General features: G+C 66.3%; 17 protein-coding genes, 12 tRNA genes and 2 rRNA genes. 30 read left to right on the plus strand and 1 reads right to left on the minus strand.

Annotated elements, in window-relative coordinates; genetic code table 11:
• The first annotated feature begins 112 nt into the window (after positions 1–112).
• The 24 genes from STH_RS00095 (at position 113) to STH_RS17745 (ending at position 14,411) form a co-directional block, all read left to right on the plus strand.
• A 23S ribosomal RNA gene (locus tag STH_RS00095) occupies positions 113–3,057 on the plus strand.
• A gap of 50 nt (positions 3,058–3,107) precedes the next feature.
• A 5S ribosomal RNA gene (rrf, locus tag STH_RS00100) occupies positions 3,108–3,215 on the plus strand.
• Between the two features lie 58 nt (positions 3,216–3,273).
• Positions 3,274–3,348 (plus strand) — tRNA-Asn (locus tag STH_RS00105).
• A gap of 3 nt (positions 3,349–3,351) precedes the next feature.
• A tRNA-Gly gene (locus tag STH_RS00110) sits at positions 3,352–3,427 on the plus strand.
• A 6-nt stretch (positions 3,428–3,433) separates the two neighbouring features.
• Positions 3,434–3,510: transfer RNA gene (locus STH_RS00115), tRNA-Met, on the plus strand.
• A 95-nt stretch (positions 3,511–3,605) separates the two neighbouring features.
• A tRNA-Phe gene (locus STH_RS00120) sits at positions 3,606–3,681 on the plus strand.
• A 5-nt stretch (positions 3,682–3,686) separates the two neighbouring features.
• Positions 3,687–3,771 (plus strand) — tRNA-Tyr (locus tag STH_RS00125).
• Positions 3,772–3,777: 6 nt separating this feature from the next.
• Positions 3,778–3,853 (plus strand) — tRNA-Gly (locus STH_RS00130).
• Positions 3,854–3,860: 7 nt separating this feature from the next.
• Positions 3,861–3,936 (plus strand) — tRNA-Val (locus STH_RS00135).
• 116 nt (positions 3,937–4,052) lie between these two features.
• Positions 4,053–4,129 (plus strand) — tRNA-Asp (locus tag STH_RS00140).
• 5 nt (positions 4,130–4,134) lie between these two features.
• Positions 4,135–4,225, plus strand: a tRNA-Leu gene (locus STH_RS00145).
• Positions 4,226–4,228: 3 nt separating this feature from the next.
• Positions 4,229–4,305: transfer RNA gene (locus STH_RS00150), tRNA-Ile, on the plus strand.
• 18 nt (positions 4,306–4,323) lie between these two features.
• Positions 4,324–4,396: transfer RNA gene (locus tag STH_RS00155), tRNA-Thr, on the plus strand.
• Positions 4,397–4,398: 2 nt separating this feature from the next.
• A tRNA-Ser gene (locus STH_RS00160) sits at positions 4,399–4,488 on the plus strand.
• A 145-nt stretch (positions 4,489–4,633) separates the two neighbouring features.
• Positions 4,634–5,497 carry a polyamine aminopropyltransferase gene (gene speE / locus STH_RS00165; protein WP_011194152.1) on the plus strand — a complete coding sequence of 288 codons (864 nt, stop codon included), beginning with the start codon at positions 4,634–4,636 and terminating at the stop codon, positions 5,495–5,497.
• A complete protein-coding gene (speB, locus tag STH_RS00170) occupies positions 5,494–6,375 on the plus strand; it encodes an agmatinase (RefSeq protein ID WP_011194153.1) in 882 nt (293 codons plus the stop codon). The genes speE and speB overlap by 4 nt, the downstream gene beginning before the upstream one ends.
• A gap of 43 nt (positions 6,376–6,418) precedes the next feature.
• The gene (gene argS / locus STH_RS00175; protein WP_011194154.1) at positions 6,419–8,095 is read left to right on the plus strand and encodes an arginine--tRNA ligase; all 1,677 of its coding nucleotides are present in this window, start codon (positions 6,419–6,421) and stop codon (positions 8,093–8,095) included.
• 606 nt (positions 8,096–8,701) lie between these two features.
• On the plus strand, positions 8,702–9,991 hold the full coding sequence (gene ltrA, locus STH_RS00180; RefSeq protein ID WP_011194155.1) for a group II intron reverse transcriptase/maturase: 1,290 nt from the start codon (positions 8,702–8,704) through the stop codon (positions 9,989–9,991).
• 143 nt (positions 9,992–10,134) lie between these two features.
• On the plus strand, positions 10,135–11,589 hold the full coding sequence (locus tag STH_RS00185; protein ID WP_011194156.1) for a SulP family inorganic anion transporter: 1,455 nt from the start codon (positions 10,135–10,137) through the stop codon (positions 11,587–11,589).
• Positions 11,590–11,648: 59 nt separating this feature from the next.
• Positions 11,649–11,921 carry a cyanase gene (gene cynS / locus STH_RS00190; RefSeq protein ID WP_083765871.1) on the plus strand — a complete coding sequence of 91 codons (273 nt, stop codon included), beginning with the start codon at positions 11,649–11,651 and terminating at the stop codon, positions 11,919–11,921.
• Positions 11,922–11,988: 67 nt separating this feature from the next.
• Entirely contained in the window at positions 11,989–12,528 is a 540-nt protein-coding gene (locus STH_RS00195) for an HPP family protein (protein WP_050742021.1), read from the plus strand.
• 154 nt (positions 12,529–12,682) lie between these two features.
• Positions 12,683–13,819, plus strand: a complete 1,137-nt coding sequence (locus STH_RS16645) for a PAS domain-containing sensor histidine kinase (RefSeq protein ID WP_050742022.1) — start codon at positions 12,683–12,685, stop codon at positions 13,817–13,819.
• Positions 13,737–14,156 carry a response regulator gene (locus tag STH_RS17740; protein WP_011194160.1) on the plus strand — a complete coding sequence of 140 codons (420 nt, stop codon included), beginning with the start codon at positions 13,737–13,739 and terminating at the stop codon, positions 14,154–14,156. Before STH_RS16645 ends, STH_RS17740 begins: the two co-directional genes overlap by 83 nt.
• An 18-nt stretch (positions 14,157–14,174) precedes the next feature.
• A complete protein-coding gene (locus STH_RS17745) occupies positions 14,175–14,411 on the plus strand; it encodes a response regulator transcription factor (RefSeq protein ID WP_011194161.1) in 237 nt (78 codons plus the stop codon).
• 75 nt (positions 14,412–14,486) lie between these two features.
• On the opposite strand, the gene STH_RS00210 is transcribed toward STH_RS17745, so the two are convergent.
• Complete coding sequence (locus tag STH_RS00210; RefSeq protein ID WP_011194162.1) at positions 14,487–14,915, minus strand: OsmC family protein; 429 nt, start codon at positions 14,913–14,915, stop codon at positions 14,487–14,489.
• A 139-nt stretch (positions 14,916–15,054) separates the two neighbouring features.
• On the opposite strand from STH_RS00210, the gene STH_RS00215 reads away from it, so the two are divergent.
• From STH_RS00215 to STH_RS18615, 6 genes are all read left to right on the plus strand, one after another.
• The gene (locus tag STH_RS00215; protein WP_070105472.1) at positions 15,055–15,570 is read left to right on the plus strand and encodes an RNA polymerase sigma factor; all 516 of its coding nucleotides are present in this window, start codon (positions 15,055–15,057) and stop codon (positions 15,568–15,570) included.
• Positions 15,560–16,351, plus strand: a complete 792-nt coding sequence (locus STH_RS00220) for an anti-sigma factor family protein (RefSeq protein ID WP_011194164.1) — start codon at positions 15,560–15,562, stop codon at positions 16,349–16,351. Before STH_RS00215 ends, STH_RS00220 begins: the two co-directional genes overlap by 11 nt.
• A 126-nt stretch (positions 16,352–16,477) precedes the next feature.
• Positions 16,478–17,323 (plus strand): patatin-like phospholipase family protein, encoded by an 846-nt coding sequence (locus tag STH_RS00225; RefSeq protein WP_050742023.1) that lies wholly within the window; start codon positions 16,478–16,480, stop codon positions 17,321–17,323.
• 31 nt (positions 17,324–17,354) lie between these two features.
• A complete protein-coding gene (locus STH_RS00230) occupies positions 17,355–18,710 on the plus strand; it encodes a sigma-54 interaction domain-containing protein (protein ID WP_197525189.1) in 1,356 nt (451 codons plus the stop codon).
• Positions 18,674–18,802, plus strand: coding sequence for a helix-turn-helix domain-containing protein (locus STH_RS19875; RefSeq protein ID WP_420834785.1), 129 nt, complete (start codon positions 18,674–18,676; stop codon positions 18,800–18,802). The genes STH_RS00230 and STH_RS19875 overlap by 37 nt, the downstream gene beginning before the upstream one ends.
• Positions 18,803–18,894: 92 nt before the next feature.
• A complete protein-coding gene (locus STH_RS18615; RefSeq protein WP_011194167.1) occupies positions 18,895–19,041 on the plus strand; it encodes a hypothetical protein in 147 nt (48 codons plus the stop codon).
• Positions 19,042–19,105: the final 64 nt, after the last annotated feature.

A 19,105-nucleotide genomic window follows, 5' to 3' on the forward strand; every position in this document is an offset into this window, starting at 1 on the left:
CTGGTTTTGAGGGTTCGAGAGGACCGCCTCTGTGAGGCGGTCGCTTGAATCCCCAAGGTCGTACCTTGAAAACTGCACAGTGGACACACAGCGCAAGAAGCGCTGACAGCGAAATCAAGCTGGAAAGGGCACACGGCGGATGCCTAGGCGCCAGGCGCCGATGAAGGACGTGGCAAGCTGCGATAAGCCTCGGGGAGCCGCAAGCAGGCGTAGATCCGGGGATCTCCGAATGGGGCAACCCGGCTGGCGTAATGGCCAGTCACCCACAGCTGAATCCATAGGCTGTGAGGAGGGCACCGCCCGAACTGAAACATCTCAGTAGGGCGAGGAAAAGAAATCAACCGAGATTCCCTCAGTAGCGGCGAGCGAACGGGGAGGAGCCTAAACCAGTTTCGGGTAACCGGGGCTGGGGTTGCGGGACGCCGATGAAGCGATGCTCCTGAGCCTAGCTGAACAGGTCTGGAAAGGCCGGCCACAGAAGGTAATAGCCCTGTAGGCGAAAGGTGAAGGACCGCTTGGCGGATCCCAAGTACCACGGGACACGAGGAATCCCGTGGGAATCCGGGGGGACCACCCTCCAAGGCTAAATACGCCTGGCGACCGATAGTGAACCAGTACCGTGAGGGAAAGGTGAAAAGCACCGCGGGAGCGGAGTGAAAGAGACCCTGAAACCGTGTGCCTACAAGCAGTACGAGCCCCGTACGTGGGTGAGTGCGTGCCTATTGAAGAATGAACCGGCGAGTTACGGTCACTGGCATGGTTAAGGGCCTCAGGCCCGGAGCCGAAGCGAAAGCGAGTCTGAAGAGGGCGTAGTCAGTGGCTGTAGACCCGAAACCCGGTGATCTATCCATGGCCAGGGTGAAGCGGGGGTAAGACCTCGTGGAGGCCCGAACCGGTCAGTGTTGAAAAACTGTCGGATGAGCTGTGGATAGGGGTGAAAAGCCAAACGAACCGGGAGATAGCTGGTTCTCCCCGAAATAGCTTTAGGGCTAGCGTCGGCAGAGAAGCTTGCTGGAGGTAGAGCACTGATTGGGCTAGGGGCCCTATCGGTTACCGAACCCAGTCAAACTCCGAATGCCAGCAAGTATGGCCGGCAGTCAGACGGCGAGCGCTAAGGTCCGTCGTCAAGAGGGAAACAGCCCAGACCGCCAGCTAAGGTCCCCAAGTCTCTGCTAAGTGGTCAAGGATGTGGCGTTGTAGAGACAACCAGGATGTTGGCTTAGAAGCAGCCATCATTGAAAGAGTGCGTAACAGCTCACTGGTCGAATGACGCTGCGCCATAAATACTCGGGGCTAAGCAGAGCACCGAAGCTGCGGACTGCCGTAGGGCAGTGGTAGGGGAGCGTTCCATGTGCGGCGAAGGTCGACCGGAAGGACGGCTGGAGCGCATGGAAGTGAGAATGCCGGTATGAGTAGCGAAAAGACAGGTGAGAATCCTGTCCACCGAAAGCCTAAGGATTCCTGAGCAAGGCTCGTCCGCTCAGGGTCAGTCGGGACCTAAGCCGAGGCCGAATGGCGTAGGCGATGGGAAACAGGTCGACATTCCTGTACCACCTACGGGTCGCTTGACCGATGCGGGGACGCAGGAGGCTAGGGGGACCCGGCCGCTGGTTGAGCCGGGGTAAGCGGGTAGCGTGGCCCGGTAGGGAAGTCCGCCGGGCTAAACGTGAGACGCGATGCCGACCGAAATGAAGTAGGGAAGCCCCTGACGCCACACTGCCGAGAAAAGCCGCTAGGGAGACCCGGGGTGCCCGTACCGCAAACCGACACAGGTAGGCGGGGAGAGAATCCTCAGGTGCGCGGGAGAACCCTCGCTAAGGAACTCGGCAAAATGCATCCGTAACTTCGGGAGAAGGATGGCCCTCGAACCGTGAGCGGAGAGACGCCGCAGAGCGGGGGAGGGTTGCAGAGGAGAGGCCCAAGCGACTGTTTACCACAAACACAGGTCAGTGCTAAGCCGGAAGGCGACGTATACTGGCTGACGCCTGCCCGGTGCTGGAAGGTTAAGGGGAAGGGTCAGGCTGCAAGGCCGAAGCTCTGAACCGAAGCCCCAGTAAACGGCGGCCGTAACTATAACGGTCCTAAGGTAGCGAAATTCCTTGTCGGGTAAGTTCCGACCCGCACGAATGGCGTAACGACTTGGGCACTGTCTCGGCGAGGGACCCGGTGAAATTGCAATACCTGTGAAGATGCAGGTTACCTGCGATTGGACAGAAAGACCCCATGGAGCTTTACTGTAGCCTGGCATTGGATTTTGGTGGTGCGTGTACAGGATAGGTGGGAGCCTGCGAAGCCGGGTCGCCAGATTCGGTGGAGGCGCCGTTGGGATACCACCCTCGCAGCATCGAAGTTCTAACACAGGCCCCTGGAGCGGGGCCGTGGACCGTGCCAGGTGGGCAGTTTGACTGGGGCGGTCGCCTCCTAAAAGGTAACGGAGGCGCCCAAAGGTCCGCTCAGGATGGTTGGAAATCATCCGTGGAGTGCAAAGGCAGAAGCGGGCTTGACTGCGAGACAGACAGGTCGAGCAGGGTCGAAAGACGGGCTTAGTGATCCGGCGGTTCCGTGTGGAAGGGCCGTCGCTCAACGGATAAAAGCTACCCTGGGGATAACAGGCTGATCTCCCCCAAGAGTCCACATCGACGGGGAGGTTTGGCACCTCGATGTCGGCTCATCGCATCCTCGGGCTGAAGTCGGTCCGAAGGGTTCGGCTGTTCGCCGATTAAAGCGGTACGCGAGCTGGGTTCAGAACGTCGTGAGACAGTTCGGTCCCTATCCATCGCAGGCGGAGGAGATTTGACGGGATCTGCCCCTAGTACGAGAGGACCGGGGTGGACGGCCCGCTGGTGTACCAGTTATCCCGCCAGGGGTACAGCTGGGTAGCCATGGCCGGAACGGATAAGCGCTGAAAGCATCTAAGCGCGAAGCCGGCCCGAAGATGAGATCTCCCATCCCGCAAGGGAGTAAGGCCCCTGGAAGATGACCAGGTAGATAGGCCGGGAGTGGAAGTGCCGTAAGGCATGGAGCGGACCGGTACTAATCGGCCGAGGGCTTGATTTCGCTGACATGTGTGTTCACTGTGTGGTTTTGAGGGTAAGACCTCCAAGGTTTTGGGTGGCGATGCCGGAGGGGATCACCCGTTCCCATTCCGAACACGGAAGTTAAGCCCTCCAGGGCCGAAGGTACTCCGCAAGGGGGAGAATAGGTCGCTGCCCAAACTTCTTTCCTCGACAAGCGACCCCGGCGATGGATCATCCCGGGGTCGCGGTCGAACACTCCGGCATAGCTCAACGGTAGAGCATCCGGCTGTTAACCGGAGGGTTGTAGGTTCGAATCCTACTGCCGGAGCCAGCTGCGGGTTTAGCTCAGTTGGTAGAGCGCCACCTTGCCAAGGTGGAGGTCGCGAGTTCGAGTCTCGTAACCCGCTCCAGATCGTGGCGGCGTAGCTCAGCTGGTTAGAGCATGCGGTTCATACCCGCAGTGTCGTTGGTTCGAATCCAACCGCCGCTACCAGAACGCCTGAGGTGCCGGGCGACCGGTCCACCCGTCGCCCGGCACACGGGTCTGCGGCCCACCGTCGCCCACGCTCCTCACCTGGCTTCCTACACGGCCCGGTAGCTCAGTTGGTAGAGCACGCGACTGAAAATCGCGGTGTCGCCGGTTCGATTCCGGCCTGGGCCACCACTGGCGGGGAGATACCCAAGTGGTCAAAGGGGGCTGACTGTAAATCAGTTGCGTAACGCTTCGGAGGTTCGAATCCTCCTCTCCCCACCAGATCCTGCGGGTTTAGCTCAGTTGGTAGAGCGCCACCTTGCCAAGGTGGAGGTCGCGAGTTCGAGTCTCGTAACCCGCTCCACGTACCTGCGCGGTTAGCTCAGATGGGAGAGCGCGTGATTGACGTTCACGAGGTCAGAGGTTCGATCCCTCTACCGCGCACCAGGGTAGCTCCGGAAGCGGCGCACGCCGCTTCCGGAGGCTCCGAGGAGCAGGCGCACATGCGGGTCGGCGCTCAGGTGCCGCCTGAAGCGCCGGCTGAATTTTGTTTCCCGATATGCGGAGGCGTGGTGTAGAGGCCTAACATGCGGCCCTGTCACGGCCGAGATCGCGGGTTCGAATCCCGTCGCCTCCGCCAGACTTGCAGATGTGGCGGAATTGGCAGACGCGCACGGCTCAGGACCGTGTCGGGTAACCACTCCCGGTGGGAGTTCGAGTCTCCCCATCTGCACCAGATGCGAGGGTAGCTCAGTAGGCCAGAGCACTCGGCTGATAACCGAGAGGTCCCGGGTTCGAATCCCGGCCCTCGCACCACCGTTCCCTTTTCTGCTCGCTGGTGTAGCTCAGCCGGTAGAGCAGCTGATTCGTAATCAGCAGGTCGCCGGTTCGAGTCCGGCCACCAGCTCCGGAGGGGTGTCCGAGTGGTTTAAGGTGCCGCTCTCGAAAAGCGGTGTGGCTTAACGGCCACCGTGGGTTCGAATCCCACCCCCTCCGCCAATAGACAGCGTGGACCCAGCCTGCAGGGCTGGGTCCTGTTGTCATTCCGCCGCGGCCGCGCGGACCTTTTGCCGCCCGCGGGGGCTTGTGCTATAATTTGACGGTACTTTACCCCGATTGCGCGCTGGAAAGGAGCCCGAGTCCCGTGGAACTGTTCCTGACCGAGAATCAGACGGAGGATATGCGGCTCTCCGTCCGCGCCACCAGGGTCCTGCATCATGAGAAGACTCCGTATCAGGAACTGCTCGTCGTGGAGACGCCACAGTGGGGGCGCCTGATGGCCCTGGATGGCTTCTTCCAGACCTGCGACCGTGACGAGTTCGTCTACCACGAGATGGGCGCTCACGTACCGCTCTGCACCCATCCGAATCCCCGGCGGGTGCTCATCATCGGGGGCGGGGACGGCGGCATGGCCCGGGAGGCCGCGCGTCACCCGGAGGTGGAGCGGGTCGACCTGGTGGAGATCGATGAGCGCGTCGTCGAGTGCTGCAAGCAGTACTTCCCGCAGATCGCGGTGGCGCTCTCGGGAAACCCGAAGGTGCACGTCCACATCGCCGACGGCATCCAGTGGGTGCAGGAGCACGAGGCGGAGTACGACGTGGTCATCATCGACTCCTCCGAGCCCATTGGCCCGGGCGAGGGGCTGTTCACGGCCAACTTCTACGCACGGGTTTTCCGTTGCCTGAAGGACGACGGCATTCTGGTGGCCCAGACCGAGTCGCCGTGGGTGAACGCCCCGGTGATCCAGCGGGCGTACCGGGGCATCCGGCAGTCGTTCCCCATCACCCGGCTCTACACCTGCGCGGTGCCCACCTACCCGACGGGGCTATGGTCGTTCACCCTGGGGTCCAAGAAGTACGATCCGCTGCAGGCCGAGCCCGAGAAGAGGGTCGGCACGCTGGGCGAGCTGAGGTACTACACGCCGGAGGTACACCGGGCCGCGTTCCAGCTGCCGGTGTTCGTGCAGCGGATTCTGGCCGAGGCTGAGGCGGAGGAGGAGCAGCCGTGAGCCCGCGCAGCCTGCCCGGCTTTCCGCACATCGAGCGGCTGGCCGACTTCATGGCGGCCTCCGACGACTACGCCACCGCCCGGGCGGTGCTCTGGGGCATCGGTCAGGATTTCACCACTTCGTACCGCCCCGGCACCCGGTTCGGCCCCGGCCGCATCCGGGAGGCCTCCTACGGCATCGAGGAGTTCAGCTACCACTCCCGCATGAGCCTCACCGACAAGAACTTCTTCGACCTGGGCGACGTGGCCGTCGTTTTCGGCGACGTGCAGGAGTCCCTGCGCCGGGCCGAGGAGGTGGCGCGCCGGCTCTTCGCCGACGGCAAGCTCTCGCTGATGATGGGCGGCGAGCACCTGGTGACGTTGCCGGTGGTGAAGGCCGCTTACGAGAAGTACGGCGACGACCTGGTGCTGCTTCAGTTTGACGCCCACGCCGACCTGCGGGAGGACTACCTGGGCAACCCGCTCAGCCACGCGACGGTCATGCGCCGCTGCCTGGACTTCCTGCCTGCGCAGAACCTGTACCAGTTCGGCATCCGCAGCGGCACCCGGGAGGAGTACGAGTTCGGCACGAGCCGGTGCCACCTGTTCCCCCACCAGGTCCTGGAGCCGCTCCGGCAGGTCATCCCGACGCTGGGGGACCGGCCGGTATACGTCACCATTGACATCGACGTGATGGACCCGGCCTTTGCGCCGGGCACCGGCACGCCCGAGCCGGGCGGCATCACCAGCCGGGAGATGATCGACGCGGTGCTGGCCATGCGGGGCCTCAACGTCGTGGGGCTCGACGTCGTGGAGGTGGCGCCCGGGCTGGACCAGACCGACCGGACGCCGGTACTGGCGGCCAAGCTGATCCGCGAGGCGATCCTGGCGTTCGCGTGAATGAGACATAGAAGCTGTTGACACCCATAGGAGGGCGGACGGCATGCGTATTGTAGAGCAGATCAAGAGCGAGATCCGCCAGGCCCTGGCGGACGCAGTCTCCCGGGCCGTGGCGGCAGGCGCCCTGGTCGGTCCGGCCCCTGAGGTCTTCCTCGAGACGCCCAAAGCGCGGGAGCACGGCGACTTCGCGACCAACCTCGCCATGGTCATGGCCCGGCAGGAGAAGAAGGCGCCGCGGGTCATCGCGCAGGCGATCGTCGACCACCTGCAGACCGAGGGCACCTGGATCGAGTCCGCGGAGATCGCCGGCCCCGGCTTCATCAACCTGCGGCTGCGCCAGGGCTGGGTGCACCAGGTACTGCCGGCGATCCAGGCCGAGGGGGCCGATTACGGCAAGAGCGACCACGGCGGGAAGCAGCGGATCCTCCTGGAGTACGTCAGCGCCAACCCCACCGGGCCGATGGTGCTGGTGCAGGCCCGGGCCGGCGCGTTCGGGTCGTCCCTCGCCCGGCTCCTCAACTGGGCCGGGTACGAGTGCCACACCGAGTTCTACGTGAACGACGCGGGCAACCAGGTGAAGATCCTGGCCCGGACGGTCGACCTGCGGGCCCAGGAGCTGCGGGGCGCGACCGTCGAGATCCCCGAGGGCTACTATCCCGGCGAGGACGTGATCGACTGCGCCCGCGCCCTGCTCGAGCAGTACCCCGACTTCCTGGAGAAGCCGGAGGAGGAGCGGCTGGCCTTCCTGGAGCGCTGGGCCCCGGAGTACTTCCGCAGCGGCCACGAGCGGGTGCTCCGCAGCTACGGCGTCGAGTTCGACCGCTGGTTCAGTGAACGCTCGCTGCGGGAGGCCGGCGCCCCGGCCCGGCTGGTGGAGTGGCTGAAGGAGAGGGGCGAGGCCTACGAGAAGGACGGCGCCGTCTGGATGCGTACCACCGCCTACGGGGATGACAAAGACCGGGTGCTGGTCAAGTCCGACGGCGAGTACACCTACTTCGCCGCCGACGCCTGCTACCACAAGGACAAGTACGACCGGGGCTATGCCACGCTCATCGACATCCTCGGCCAGGATCACCACGGCTACCTCGGCCGCATGAAGGCGATGGTGGAGTGCCTGGGCCACCCCCGGGACTCGCTGGAGATCCTGTTCACGCAGATGGTCCGGCTCTTCAAGGACGGCCAGGAGTTCCGCATGTCCAAGCGCCGCGGCAACTACGTCACCCTGGAGGACCTGTTGGAGCAGGTCTCGGTGGATGCCGCCCGCTACTTCTTCCTGATGCGCAGCCTCGACACGCACATGGATTTCGACCTCGACCTGGCCAACCTGAAGTCCAGCGACAACCCGGTGTTCTACGTGCAGTACGCCCACGCCCGCATCTGCTCCATCCTGCGCCAGGCCAGGGAGCAGGGGCTGGAGGTGCCGGCCGCGTCGGAGGTGGACACGGCGCTCCTCGCCGACGAGTCCGAGGTGGAGCTGATGCGCAAGCTGGCCGAGTTCCCCGAGGAGATCATCGGTGCGGCCGACGCCCGGGAGGTGCACCGCATCCCCCGCTACCTGAACGAGTTGGCGACGCTGTTCCATCAGTTCTACAGCCGCTGCCGGGTGGTGTCGGACGACGTGCCGCTCAGCCGGGCCCGCCTGCTGCTGGTGGACTGCACCCGCACGGTGCTGGCCAACGCCCTGGGAATCCTGGGGGTTTCGGCGCCCGAGCGGATGTGAAACTGAACGATGCCAAGGGGCCTGCCCGCATTCGGGCAGGCCTTTTGTCGGTGTGCCCGGCATGGGCGCTGACTTGGCGGTGAAAGTCCGCTACGGGCGAGGCAGCACCAGCCCGTTAGCCAAAGGCAAGGGTGTCCGTCGTGAGGCGGAATCTGAAGGAAGCCCGAGGCAAAGCCACGACCCGAGGAACACGAACCCCATAGGAGGCTGTGCCGCTCGGGTGAGCTGGCCGAACACAGCAAAACCCGAAGCTGCCAAAGGGCGGTGCGGTAGATGGGGCGGGTGCGGGGTGAAGGTCAGCGTTCTTACCCGGGGAGATCTGCCGGGAACGCCAGCAACGCTGGTAACCTGCGTCGGGAGACGCAGCTGAACCGGCAGAAGTCAGCAAAGGCCATAGTACCGGCAGGGGGACGCCCCAACCGGGAAGGGCCGAACGTCAGGAAAGGGGTGAACCCGTTGCGTTCGAGCAGCCCGCGACAAACGCAGAAGACCCCGAACGGGACCTGCTCGCCGGAGGTAGCGGTGAAGCCGCAAGGGACGGCGAGAGGGCGGAGTGGGCAGCCGGCACAAGACGGAACGTTACCCCGCGGGGAGCACAGCAACCTGATGGAGCAGGTGGTGGCCAGGGAGAACATGCTGGCCGCCCTGAAACGGGTGGAGCGGAACGGAGGCGCTCCCGGCGTGGACGGTGTCCCCACCGAACGGCTGCGGGACCAGATTCGCGTGGAGTGGAGCCGCATCCGTGAGGGACTGCTCCAGGGGACCTACAGACCGCAGCCAGTCCGCCGGGTCGAAATCCCGAAACCGGGCGGCGGCAAGCGGATGCTGGGGATTCCCACCGTGATGGACCGCCTGATCCAACAGGCACTCCTGCAAGTACTGACGCCGATCTTTGACCCGACATTCTCCGAATCCAGCTACGGCTTTCGGCCGGGGCGGCGGGGTCATGATGCGGTCAGGAAGGCACGTCAGTACGTGGAGGAAGGGTACGACTGGGTCGTGGACATGGACCTGGAGAAGTTCTTCGACCGGGTCAACCACGACGTGCTGATGGCCCGCGTGGCGCGGCGGGTAACGGATAAGCGTGTGCTGCGGCTGATCCGGCGGTACTTACAGGCTGGGGTCATGCTGAACGGGGTAGTCGTGGCGACGGAGGAAGGGACGCCGCAGGGCGGTCCGCTGAGCCCGCTGCTGGCGAACATCCTGCTGGATGACCTCGACAAGGAGCTGGAGCGCCGCGGGCACCACTTCGTCCGGTACGCCGATGACTGCAACATCTACGTCCGCAGCAAGCGGGCGGGAGAACGGGTCTACAGGAGCGTGCGCCACTTCCTGCAGGAGCGGTTACGGCTGAAGGTCAACGAGGAGAAGAGCGCAGTGGACCGGCCGTGGAAGCGGCAGTTCCTCGGGTTTAGTTTCTACAAGCACCGGGGAGTGCGCATCCGGCTGGCCCCGAAGAGCCTGAAGCGCGTGAAGGACAAGCTCCGCACGCTGACGGACCGCAACCGCAGCCAGAGCATGGAGGACCGAATCCGGCGCCTGAATGCTTACTTGCGGGGCTGGGTTGGGTACTATGCGCTCTCCGATGCCAGGTCAGCCTTTGAAAGACTCGAAGGATGGCTGAAGCGTCGGCTGCGAGCATGCGTATGGAAGCAGTGGAAGCGTGTACGCACGCGCTTTCGGGAGTTGCGCGCCCTCGGTTTGCCCGAATGGGTAGTCCACCAACTCGCCAACAGCCGCAAAGGCCCGTGGCGGATGGCAGGTGGCCCACTAAACAGCGCCCTGGGCGACGCCTACTGGCGTGCCCAGGGGCTGATAAGCCTGACCGAATGCTATGAAGCGACTCGTCAATCCTGGCGAACCGCCGGATGCGGACCCGCATGTCCGGTGGTGTGAGAGGACGGGGGCTAGCCGCCCCCTCCTACTCGATCGCCATGGAGCCGTTGAAACGGCGCAAATGGGGAACTCCCCCCGTAGCGCCTGCTCGCTTTCACCCCGCATCATGAGCTTCGAGAACGCTTGGGAAGGAGCACTTGCCTATGAAGGAGCGAAATGTCGCCGGCTTTTTCTCACGGATGACGGAGCACTGGCGGGGGGATCTCTTCGGAGGCGTGACGGCGGCGGTGGTGGCGCTGCCTCTGGCGCTGGCCTTCGGCGTGCTCTCGGGCGCCGGACCGATGGCCGGCCTTTACGGCGCCGTGTTCACGGGCATCCTCGCGGCGATCTTCGGCGGCTCGCCCGCCCAGGTCAGCGGACCGACCGCGGGGATGACGGTGGTGCTGGTGCCCATCTACCAGGAGTTTGGGCTCACGGGGCTCTACATGGCGATGTTTCTGGGAAGTGCCCTCCTGCTGCTGCTCAGCTTCCTGAAGGTAGGCCGGTACGTCCACCTGATTTCGCAGCCCGTCCTCTCCGGCTTTACCAACGGCATCGCACTCCTGATCTTCCTCCAGCAGATTGACTCCCTGCGGGGCGCGTCGGGTGCGATCGTGCCTGCCGAGGCGGGGCTGGCGGGAGCGGTGGTCGCCATCATGTTGGTATGGCCGCGCATCACGCGCAAGGTCCCGGGATCGCTGGTGGCGCTGGTCCTCTCCACGGCCGCTGTAAGGTTGTTCTGGCCGGAGGTCTTCACCACCATCGGTCCCATCCCTGGCGGGTGGCCGACGCCGCAGCTCGCCTTCTTCGGCGAGCTGGCCAACCTGGGCGCCCTCCTCCGGCCCGCGCTGACCATCGCACTGCTGGGGGCGGTGGAGTCGCTGCTGTCCGCGGTGGTGGTGGATGAGATGGCAGGCACCCGACATGACCCTGACCGGGAGCTGTTCGGTCAGGGGCTGGGCAACATGGTGGCCACCCTCTTCGGCGGCATCGTCGGCACCGGCGCCATCGTCCGGTCGGCGGCCCGCATTCAGGCGGGCGGGCGCACCCGGCTGGCGGCCGTGACCCACGGCCTGGTCATCCTGCTGGTGGCCGTCGCCCTCGGCGACCTGGCGGGCCTGATTCCCAGGGCCACCCTGGCCGGCATCCTGATGGGTACTGCGATCAACATGGTCGACCGGCGCAGCCTGGCTGACGTGCGCCGGGTGCCCGTGGGCGACGCGGCCATCATGCTGACCACTGCGGCCATTACCGTGGTCTTCGACTTGGTGACCGCGGTGGCGGTGGGAGTCCTTCTTTCCATGATCCGCTTCGCGGTGACGGTTACCGACGCACCGCTCACGGTAAAGCGCATGGGCAAGGTCACGGCCATTCGGCTGACCGGACCGCTCTACTTCGGCGCCGCCAAGCCGTTCCTGGATGCGGTGGACGCGGTTCCGGAGGGTTCCACCCTGGTCCTCGACCTGCGGGGCGTGACCAGCCTGGACGCCACCGGGGCCCAGGCCCTGGAACGAGGCTACGCGCGGGCGACCGCCCGGGGGTGCGAGGTGTCTGGACCGGGGTGCAGCCCCAGGTTCACCGGGTGTTGTCCCGCTGGGACCGGTTGCCGGTGCAGTTGACGGAGCAGACGTCCTGAGGGCGGCGGCGCACACCCGGGACATGGGGACAAAGTGCACGCCTGGACGCCGCCACGCAGAAGGCCCTCACCGAGGCCCCCCACCGCACCCCCGTGCAGCCCTGGCCGCCCACCGACCCGTTCGTCTACCGGTTCTACGAGGTCATCCTGCTCTACGGTCCGGTGCTGAAGGACGTCTGCCACGAGATCTTCGGCGACGGCATCATGAGCGCCATCGACTTCTCGATCGACGTCAAGAAAGTCAAGGGCGATGAGGGCGAGGACCGCGCCCAGATCATCCTGAACGGCAAGTGGCTGCGGTACAAGAAGTTCTAGCCCGCATCGTGCGGCACCCCATGCCGCAGGGGCATGGGGTGCCGCACCCCGGAAAGGTGGGAGTGTGATGAAGAAGTATCTGGCCCTGATGCGGGGGCAGCAGCTGGTCTCCAGCATCCCCTACCCCGGGCTGGCAGAGGCGCTGGTCTCTGGCCTCGGCGGCTTCATCGTGATCACGCTGCTGACCTACGTCCACTTTGAAGTCCAGGCAATCGGCCTCTTCATCGTTCCCTTCGGCGCCTCCGCCGTCCTGGCCTTTGCCGCCCCCGGCGCGCCGTTCTCCCAGCCTCGCAACATCCTCGGCGGGCACCTGGTGGCCGCGCTCACTGGGGTCGTCGTGTACATGCTGACGGGCAGCTCAGCCTTCTGGGCGATGGGCCTGGCTTCGGGCCTGGCGATCGCCCTGATGGTGCTGACGAAGACCGTCCATCCGCCGGCGGACGCCACCGCGCTGCTCCCGGTCATCAACCAGATTGCGGACCCCATGTGGGCGATCAGCCCCGTTCTCGCAGGCGCCGCCGTCATCGTCATCGTGGCGCTGCTGTACAACAACCTCTGGGCCCGTACCGACAAGTACCCGCGCCGCTACCCGAGTTTCTGGTGGTGATGCGGGGCAGTGGCACAACAAGCTAACCCCCGCCTAGTGCTTTCGTGCCGCCCGGTGTGACCGTCTCCATGGTACGATGGACGCGGTGTTGCACGGACGCGCGGCAGCGGCCGTCGGATTGCAGGCGGCCGGACGCGGGAAGGAGAGGGTACATATGCCCGCCTCTGCCTACGGGTCGGAGTTTGAAATACTGGAAGTGCTACCGGTCGGGATCTTTATTCTCGACCGGTCGCTGCGCGTCGCTTTCGTCAACGAGACCATGGAGAACTACTTCGGCATCAGCCGCAGCAGGCTGATCGGTCGGTACAAGCCCGCGCTGGTGCAGGAGCAGATCCGCCACATCATCCAGGAGGGCGACGAGTTCGCCCGGCGCTTACTGGCCTCGTACGAGAACAACACGTACCCGGAGCAGTTTCGCTGCCGGGTGCTCGCCGGCCGCAACCGGCGCGCCCGGTGGCTGGAGCACCGCTCCAAGCCCATTACGACCGGCCCTTATACCGGAGGCCGGTCCGAACTCTATACCGATATCACCGCGCAGGTCGAGTCGGAGCAGGAACGCGAGTTCCTGCACAACCAGATCATGCTCATCCAGGAACGGGAGAAGGCCCGTCTCGCCCAGGATCTGCACGACGGCCTGGGGCAGTCCGTCGTCGCGGTGAAACTGATGCTGGAGGAACTGGAGTGCGGCATGGCGGCCAGGGGGATCCAGGATCCTGCCTGCCATCGGCTGCGGGACATCATCAGCTACGTGGAGCGGCTCAGCCACGAGGTACGGGCGATCTCCTTCGACCTGACGCCTTCGATGCTGCGGCCTCTGGGTCTTACGGAGACCATCGCCTGGATGGTGGACCACTGCGCCGATCTCTACAACCTCACGATCGACTTCACGAGCCACGGGCTCAGCCATCGCCGGCTGCCGGACGCCGTGGAGACCCAGCTTTTCCGCATTTTCCAGGAGGCCCTGAACAACGTCGTGAAGCACGCCCGGGCCAGCGAGGTGCAGGTCCGGCTGGTTTACACCCATCCTACGGTCATCCTCACGATGAAGGACAACGGACAGGGATTCAACCGCAATACGGCTTTCGAGGGACTGGGCATCAAGAGCATGGAGCGCAGGGCCCAGCAGCTGGGTGGCCGCTTCAAGCTGGTGTCCGGTTCCGGGCGCGGCACCACCGTGCGGGTGGAGGTGCCTGTTGAGGAGGGAGGCCATGGCGAAGATCCGGGTGTTGGTGGTCGACGATCACGCACTGGTCCGGACCGGGCTTACCAAGATCCTGAGCGCTCAGACTGACATTGAGGTGATCGGGGAGGCCGAGTCCGGCAACGAGGCCCGCTCGCTCGCCCGCAGCATGCCGTTCGATGTGATGGTGCTCGACATCTCCATGCCTGACCTCAACGGCCTGCAGGTGGCGGAGTCCCTCCGTCGGGAAGGGTGCTCGGGCCGCATCGTCTTTCTGTCCATGTACAACAAGGAGTCCTTCATCTTCCGGGCGCTGGAAGCCGGCGCGCTGGGCTACGTGTCCAAGAGCGCACCCAGCGACGAGGTGCTGCGGGCAGTGCGGTGGGCGCACCAGGGCCGGATCTACCTCAGCCCCGACAGCTCCACGCACATCGTGGCGGAGTACTGACAGGGCCGCAAGGCGCGCATGGCCACCAGCCGCTACGAGGAGCTCACGCCGCGGGAGCAGGAGGTCTTCCGGCTGCTGGTGGACGGTTACACCAGCAAGGCCATCGCGCGGGCGCTGTATATCAGCCCGAAGACGGCGGACAAGCACCGGGCCAGCATCATGCGCAAGCTGGAGGTCAACACGTTCCCCGAACTCGTACGGTATGCGGTCTCCATCGGCCTCCTGGAGGTCGAGCCGCAGGAGTCGGTGTTGTAACGCGCACCAAACCTTTGTTGTGTTACAATGAACGGAGCCCGCGCAAGCGTGCGGGCTCCACTGTCGTGTCAGCACTTATTCTACGGGTTCTCCGTTGATCTCGATGCGGTGGGTGATCTCGGCGCCGTGGCTGAAGAGGGCGCCCACGGAGCAGTAGCGCTCCTCCGAGAGCTGGACCGCCCGCTTGACCTTGTCCGCGGGCACGTCGCCGCCGAAGACCCGGTAGATCACGCGGAAGCGATCGTAGTACTTCGGGTACTCCTCCCGCGCCTCGGCCTCCACGGTCACCTCCACGCGGTCGAAGTCCACCCGCATCTTCTGCAGGATCGAAACGATGTCCATCCCGGTGCAGCCCCCCAGCGCGGCCAGGAGCAGCTCCCCGGGCCTGGGCCCCCTGTCCTCGCCGCCGACCTCCCGGCTGGCATCCATGACGATCGTGTGGCCGGAACCCAACTGGGCTTCAAACGCGATTCCGCCGGCCCAACGGACCAGAGCCTGTCTCATGTGGAAATCACCTCGATCACTGGATTCGCCGCTTATTGTGCATCGCCTGCCGAACCTTTTTCCCCCGTGACGCGCTCTTGATGGCGAGAGGCGTTCGGCGGCAGGGGCGCGCCGAGAAGGAGGGGATACCAGCGTGACCATGGAGGAGCGCTTCTTCGCACTCTACCGGCCCGAGCAGGGCAAACTCTACCGCACCGCCTGGGCGATTCTCGGGAACGAGGCCGATGCCGCCGACGCGCTGCAGGAGGCCACCATCCGCGCCTACCGGGCGTTCGGGCAGCTCCGGGGCGGGGACGTGGCGTTCTCCGCCTGGATGCGGCGCATCCTCGTCAACACCTGTACGCAGATCCTGCGCAAGCGCATGCGGGTCATCCCGGTGGAGCGGCCGGAGGACCTGACCGCGCACCCCGTCACCGAGGTGGACCTGCCCCTGGACGGGGATGTGTGGGACGCCGTGCGCAGCCTGGACGAGCGCTACCGGGCCGTGGTCGTGCTGCGCTTCCTGAACGACATGCAGCTGGAGGAGATCGCCGCGGCCCTGGACATTCCCCTGGGCACGGTGAAGTCCCGGCTGCACGCCGCGATGAAGCAGCTGCGGAGCCGCCTGAACGCGCTCGAAGAACGAAAGGAGGGGCGCGGAGTCGATGCAGTGTGAGCAGATCCAATCGGAGCTGACGGCGTACCTCTACGGTACGCTCTCACCGCAGGAGCGCGCCGCCATCGAGGCACATCTGATGCAGTGCGAGGCCTGCGCAGAGGAGGCCAGCGCAATGAAAGACATCGGCGACAAGCTCTCACAGGGGTTGAAGGACTGGGTGAACCAGGGGGTGTGCCCGCCCGAGGTGGCCGAGCGCATCCAGCTCAGCCTGAAGGGCGAGAGCCGCCGGTCCGCCTGGCGCCGCGCGGCCGCAGCCTTTGGGTCGGTGGCTGCCGTGGCCGCGGTGTTCCTGTTTGCCCTGTCCACCCAGCCCCAGTTTGCCCAGCACGTCGCCTCGGTGCCCTTCCTCGGGGCGCTGGCGGCCCAGCTGCTGGAGCCTGACCTGGAGATCCACCTCAACCCGCAGCAGCGCATGACCGCCGCCCTCTTCCGACCCAGCCGCTCCGTGACCCTGAAGGTGACCGAATCCGGAGACGGCCTGACCCTTACCGTGACCTCGGTGGCGACCGGCGAATCGGCGACCCGCATCGCCTACACCGTGCAGGGGGAGGGGCTGGTGCTCCCCGAGGACGAGGCCGCCCTGCTGCCGGCGGTGGCCACGCAGGCCCGTCCGCTCACCTGCCAGTCGCTGACGGCCGACCAGCGCCGGAGCGCGATCCGGTTCGAGCTTTACTGCGAACCGGTGCCGGCTGGCGAGACCATCACGCTGACCCTGCCGGAGCTGCCCCGCCAGTCCGGGGGCACCTTCCCGGCGCTCACGGCGACTTTCACCAACTGAACATCGTGCGTCGCGCGGCAGGGAGGTTCTGTCTCCCTGCCGTACGCATAGTCTGGGAGGTGACGCAGGGCTGCCGCCGGACCGTAGGAGTTCGGCGGCTTGTCGACGAAGAGAGGTGATCGGGCGATGGCATCGGCACCGAAGGTGGGGCTGGCGCTGGGGGGCGGGTTCGCCCGGGGCATGGCGCACATCGGCGTCCTGCAGGCCCTGGTGGCGGCCGGGATCCCCATCGGCCTGGTGGCGGGCACCTCCGCGGGCAGCCTCGTCGGGGCGCTGTACGCCGCAGGGTGTGACCCGTGGGCCCTGGAGCAGCTGGCGGCCGAGATGAACTGGCGGTCGCTGGTGCGGCTGCGGCTCCGGAGGGATGGCCTGCTGGACACCAGCGGGCTGGAGCGCTTCCTGGTGGAGCGGGTGGGAGACCTGGACTTCCGGGATCTGCGCCTGCCGTTTGGGGCCCTGGCCACCGATCTGCTGGATGGGCAGCCGGTGCTGATCCGGGAGGGAAGGGTGACCACGGCGGTGCGGGCGAGCTGCGCCTACCCCGGCATCTTCCTGCCGGTGCGCGTGGGCGAGCACACCCTGGTCGACGGCGGCCTGACCCAGCCGATCCCGGCCCGGGCGGCGCGGTCCATGGGGGCCGACCTGGTCATCGGGGTGGAGCTTTCCCAGGATCCGGACCCCGGCTATCGGCCGCGGAACCTCCTGGACATCATGATGACCAGCCTCGCCCTGGTGCAGCGGCCCCTGATCCGCGCGTCGGCGGCGGCCGCCGACGTCCTCATTCGCCCTGACCTCAGGGAGTTCAACGCGATCGAGCTGGACCATGTGGGTGAGATCGTCGCCCGCGGGCGCCAGGCGGCCGAGGAGATGATCCCGGCCATCCGGGAGCGGCTGGACGCGCTGAAGGCGGTGGCCCGGGCCGGGAGCGGGCCGGACGAGCCCGCGGCATCACGGGAGGCGGCGGACCCCTAGCCATCGGACGCCGCCGGTGGGAGGGAGTGGCGTGAGCGATCAGCCCTGGCTGCTGAAGGCTCTGCTGTCGGTGATCGACGAGGGCATCCACGTCGTCGACCGCAACGGGGTGACCGTGCTCTACAACCAGCAGGCCGGGCAGAACGACGGCCTCTCCCCCGAGGAGGTCATCGGCCGGCACCTGCTGGAGGTCTTCCCGTCGCTGACGCCGGCCACTTCCACGTTGCTGAAGGTGCTGGCCACCGGCAAGCCCATCCCGGCCCACGAGCAGACCTTTGCCAACTACAAGGGACAGCGGGTCACCACGATCAACTCCACGCTGCCTATCTTCCACGAGGGCGAGCTGGTGGGGGCCATTGAGGTCTCCAAGGACGTCACCCGGGTGCGGGAGCTCTCCGAGCGGGTCGCCGGCCTGCAGGCGGCGCTGCTGCGGCCCCGGTCCCGCAGGGGCGCGCCGGTGGGCGGCGCCCGGTACACGTTTGATGACCTGGTGGGTGATCACCCCGCCATGCAGCGGCTGAAGGAACAGGCCCTCCGGGCGGCCGCCACGGACTCGCCGGTCCTGGTGTACGGGGAGACGGGCACGGGCAAGGAGCTGCTGGTGCACGCGATCCACGCGGCCAGCCCGCGGCGGCACCGGCCCCTGGTGGCGCAGAACTGCGCCGCCCTGCCGGAGGGGCTGCTGGAGTCGCTGCTCTTCGGCACGGCCCGGGGCTCCTTCACCGGCGCCGAGGATCGGCCCGGGCTCTTCGAGCTGGCCGACGGCGGCACGCTGTACCTGGACGAGATCAACTCCATGCAGCCGGAGCTGCAGGCCAAGCTGCTGCGGGTGCTGCAGGACGGGCGCATCCGCCGGCTGGGCGAGGCCACCGAACGGCAGGTGGACGTGCGGATCATCGCCTCCACCAACGAGGAGCCGGCGGCCGCCCTGGCCAGCGGTCGGCTGCGCAGCGACCTGTACTACCGCATCGCGGTGGTGGCCCTGGAGATGCCGCCCCTGCGCCGGCGCGCCTCGGACATCCCGTTGCTCACCGACCATTTCCTGGACAAGCACAGCGCACGGCTGGGGCTCCCCCGGCGGCCGCTTCACCCGGAGGTGGAGGCGTTCTTCAGCGGCACACCTGGCCGGGCAACGTGCGCGAGCTGGAGCACGCCATCGAGGCGGCGCTGCAGCTGGCCACCGGGCCGGAGATCCGGCTCAGCGATCTCCCGGCTCCCCTGCAGCGGGCAGCCGCGGAGGCGGAGCGGCGCGGCGGGGAGGATGCGGGCGGGGCGGGGGCCGCTGCCGCAGACCCGGGGCTTCCGGCCCGTGAGCTGCGCCGCCAGCTGGCGGTCCTGGAGCGGGAGGCGGTGCGGCAGGCCCTGGAGGAGGCGGGGTGGAACCTGAGCCGGGCCGCACGGATCCTTGGCCTGCCCCGGCAGACCCTGCAGTACCGCATCAAGGTGTTGGGGCTTAGCCGGCCCCGCGAAGAGGGATAGGACCGCCGGCGCATCGCGCGGGAGCGACGGCCTGCACTCTCCTTCGGGAGGGTGCAGGCTGCTGTTTTTGGCCGAACCGTCCCAGACTACCGGTGGGAATCGCGGTCCTGGCCACCAGCTTCCTCCTGCTCGTCTCGGCCCGCCAGGACTTTCACCGCCTCAGCCCCGAGCCCCGGGAACCCGGGCAGCTGGCGGCACAGCTGGTGAGCCTCTTCCTCGAGGGGGCTGCCGCCGGTTGAGGGCACCCGCCGCAACGTCCGCCGCCCGACGACCTCCCCAGCCAAGGACCGTTCACATCTCGAT

Source organism: Symbiobacterium thermophilum IAM 14863 (genome assembly GCF_000009905.1).
Lineage (GTDB): Bacteria > Bacillota > Sulfobacillia > Symbiobacteriales > Symbiobacteriaceae > Symbiobacterium > Symbiobacterium thermophilum.

Bases quoted from the DNA above. Each gene is read 5' to 3' on its own strand.
- argS (WP_011194154.1), top strand. From the start codon at position 6,419: ATGCGTATTGTAGAGCAGATCAAGAGCGAGATCCGCCAGGCCCTGGCG.
- ltrA (WP_011194155.1), top strand. From the start codon at position 8,702: ATGGAGCAGGTGGTGGCCAGGGAGAACATGCTGGCCGCCCTGAAACGG.
- STH_RS00185 (WP_011194156.1), top strand. From the start codon at position 10,135: ATGAAGGAGCGAAATGTCGCCGGCTTTTTCTCACGGATGACGGAGCAC.
- STH_RS00195 (WP_050742021.1), top strand. From the start codon at position 11,989: ATGAAGAAGTATCTGGCCCTGATGCGGGGGCAGCAGCTGGTCTCCAGC.
- STH_RS16645 (WP_050742022.1), top strand. From the start codon at position 12,683: ATGCCCGCCTCTGCCTACGGGTCGGAGTTTGAAATACTGGAAGTGCTA.
- STH_RS17740 (WP_011194160.1), top strand. From the start codon at position 13,737: ATGGCGAAGATCCGGGTGTTGGTGGTCGACGATCACGCACTGGTCCGG.
- STH_RS17745 (WP_011194161.1), top strand. From the start codon at position 14,175: ATGGCCACCAGCCGCTACGAGGAGCTCACGCCGCGGGAGCAGGAGGTC.
- STH_RS00210 (WP_011194162.1), bottom strand. From the start codon at position 14,915: ATGAGACAGGCTCTGGTCCGTTGGGCCGGCGGAATCGCGTTTGAAGCC.
- STH_RS00215 (WP_070105472.1), top strand. From the start codon at position 15,055: ATGGAGGAGCGCTTCTTCGCACTCTACCGGCCCGAGCAGGGCAAACTC.
- STH_RS00220 (WP_011194164.1), top strand. From the start codon at position 15,560: ATGCAGTGTGAGCAGATCCAATCGGAGCTGACGGCGTACCTCTACGGT.
- STH_RS00225 (WP_050742023.1), top strand. From the start codon at position 16,478: ATGGCATCGGCACCGAAGGTGGGGCTGGCGCTGGGGGGCGGGTTCGCC.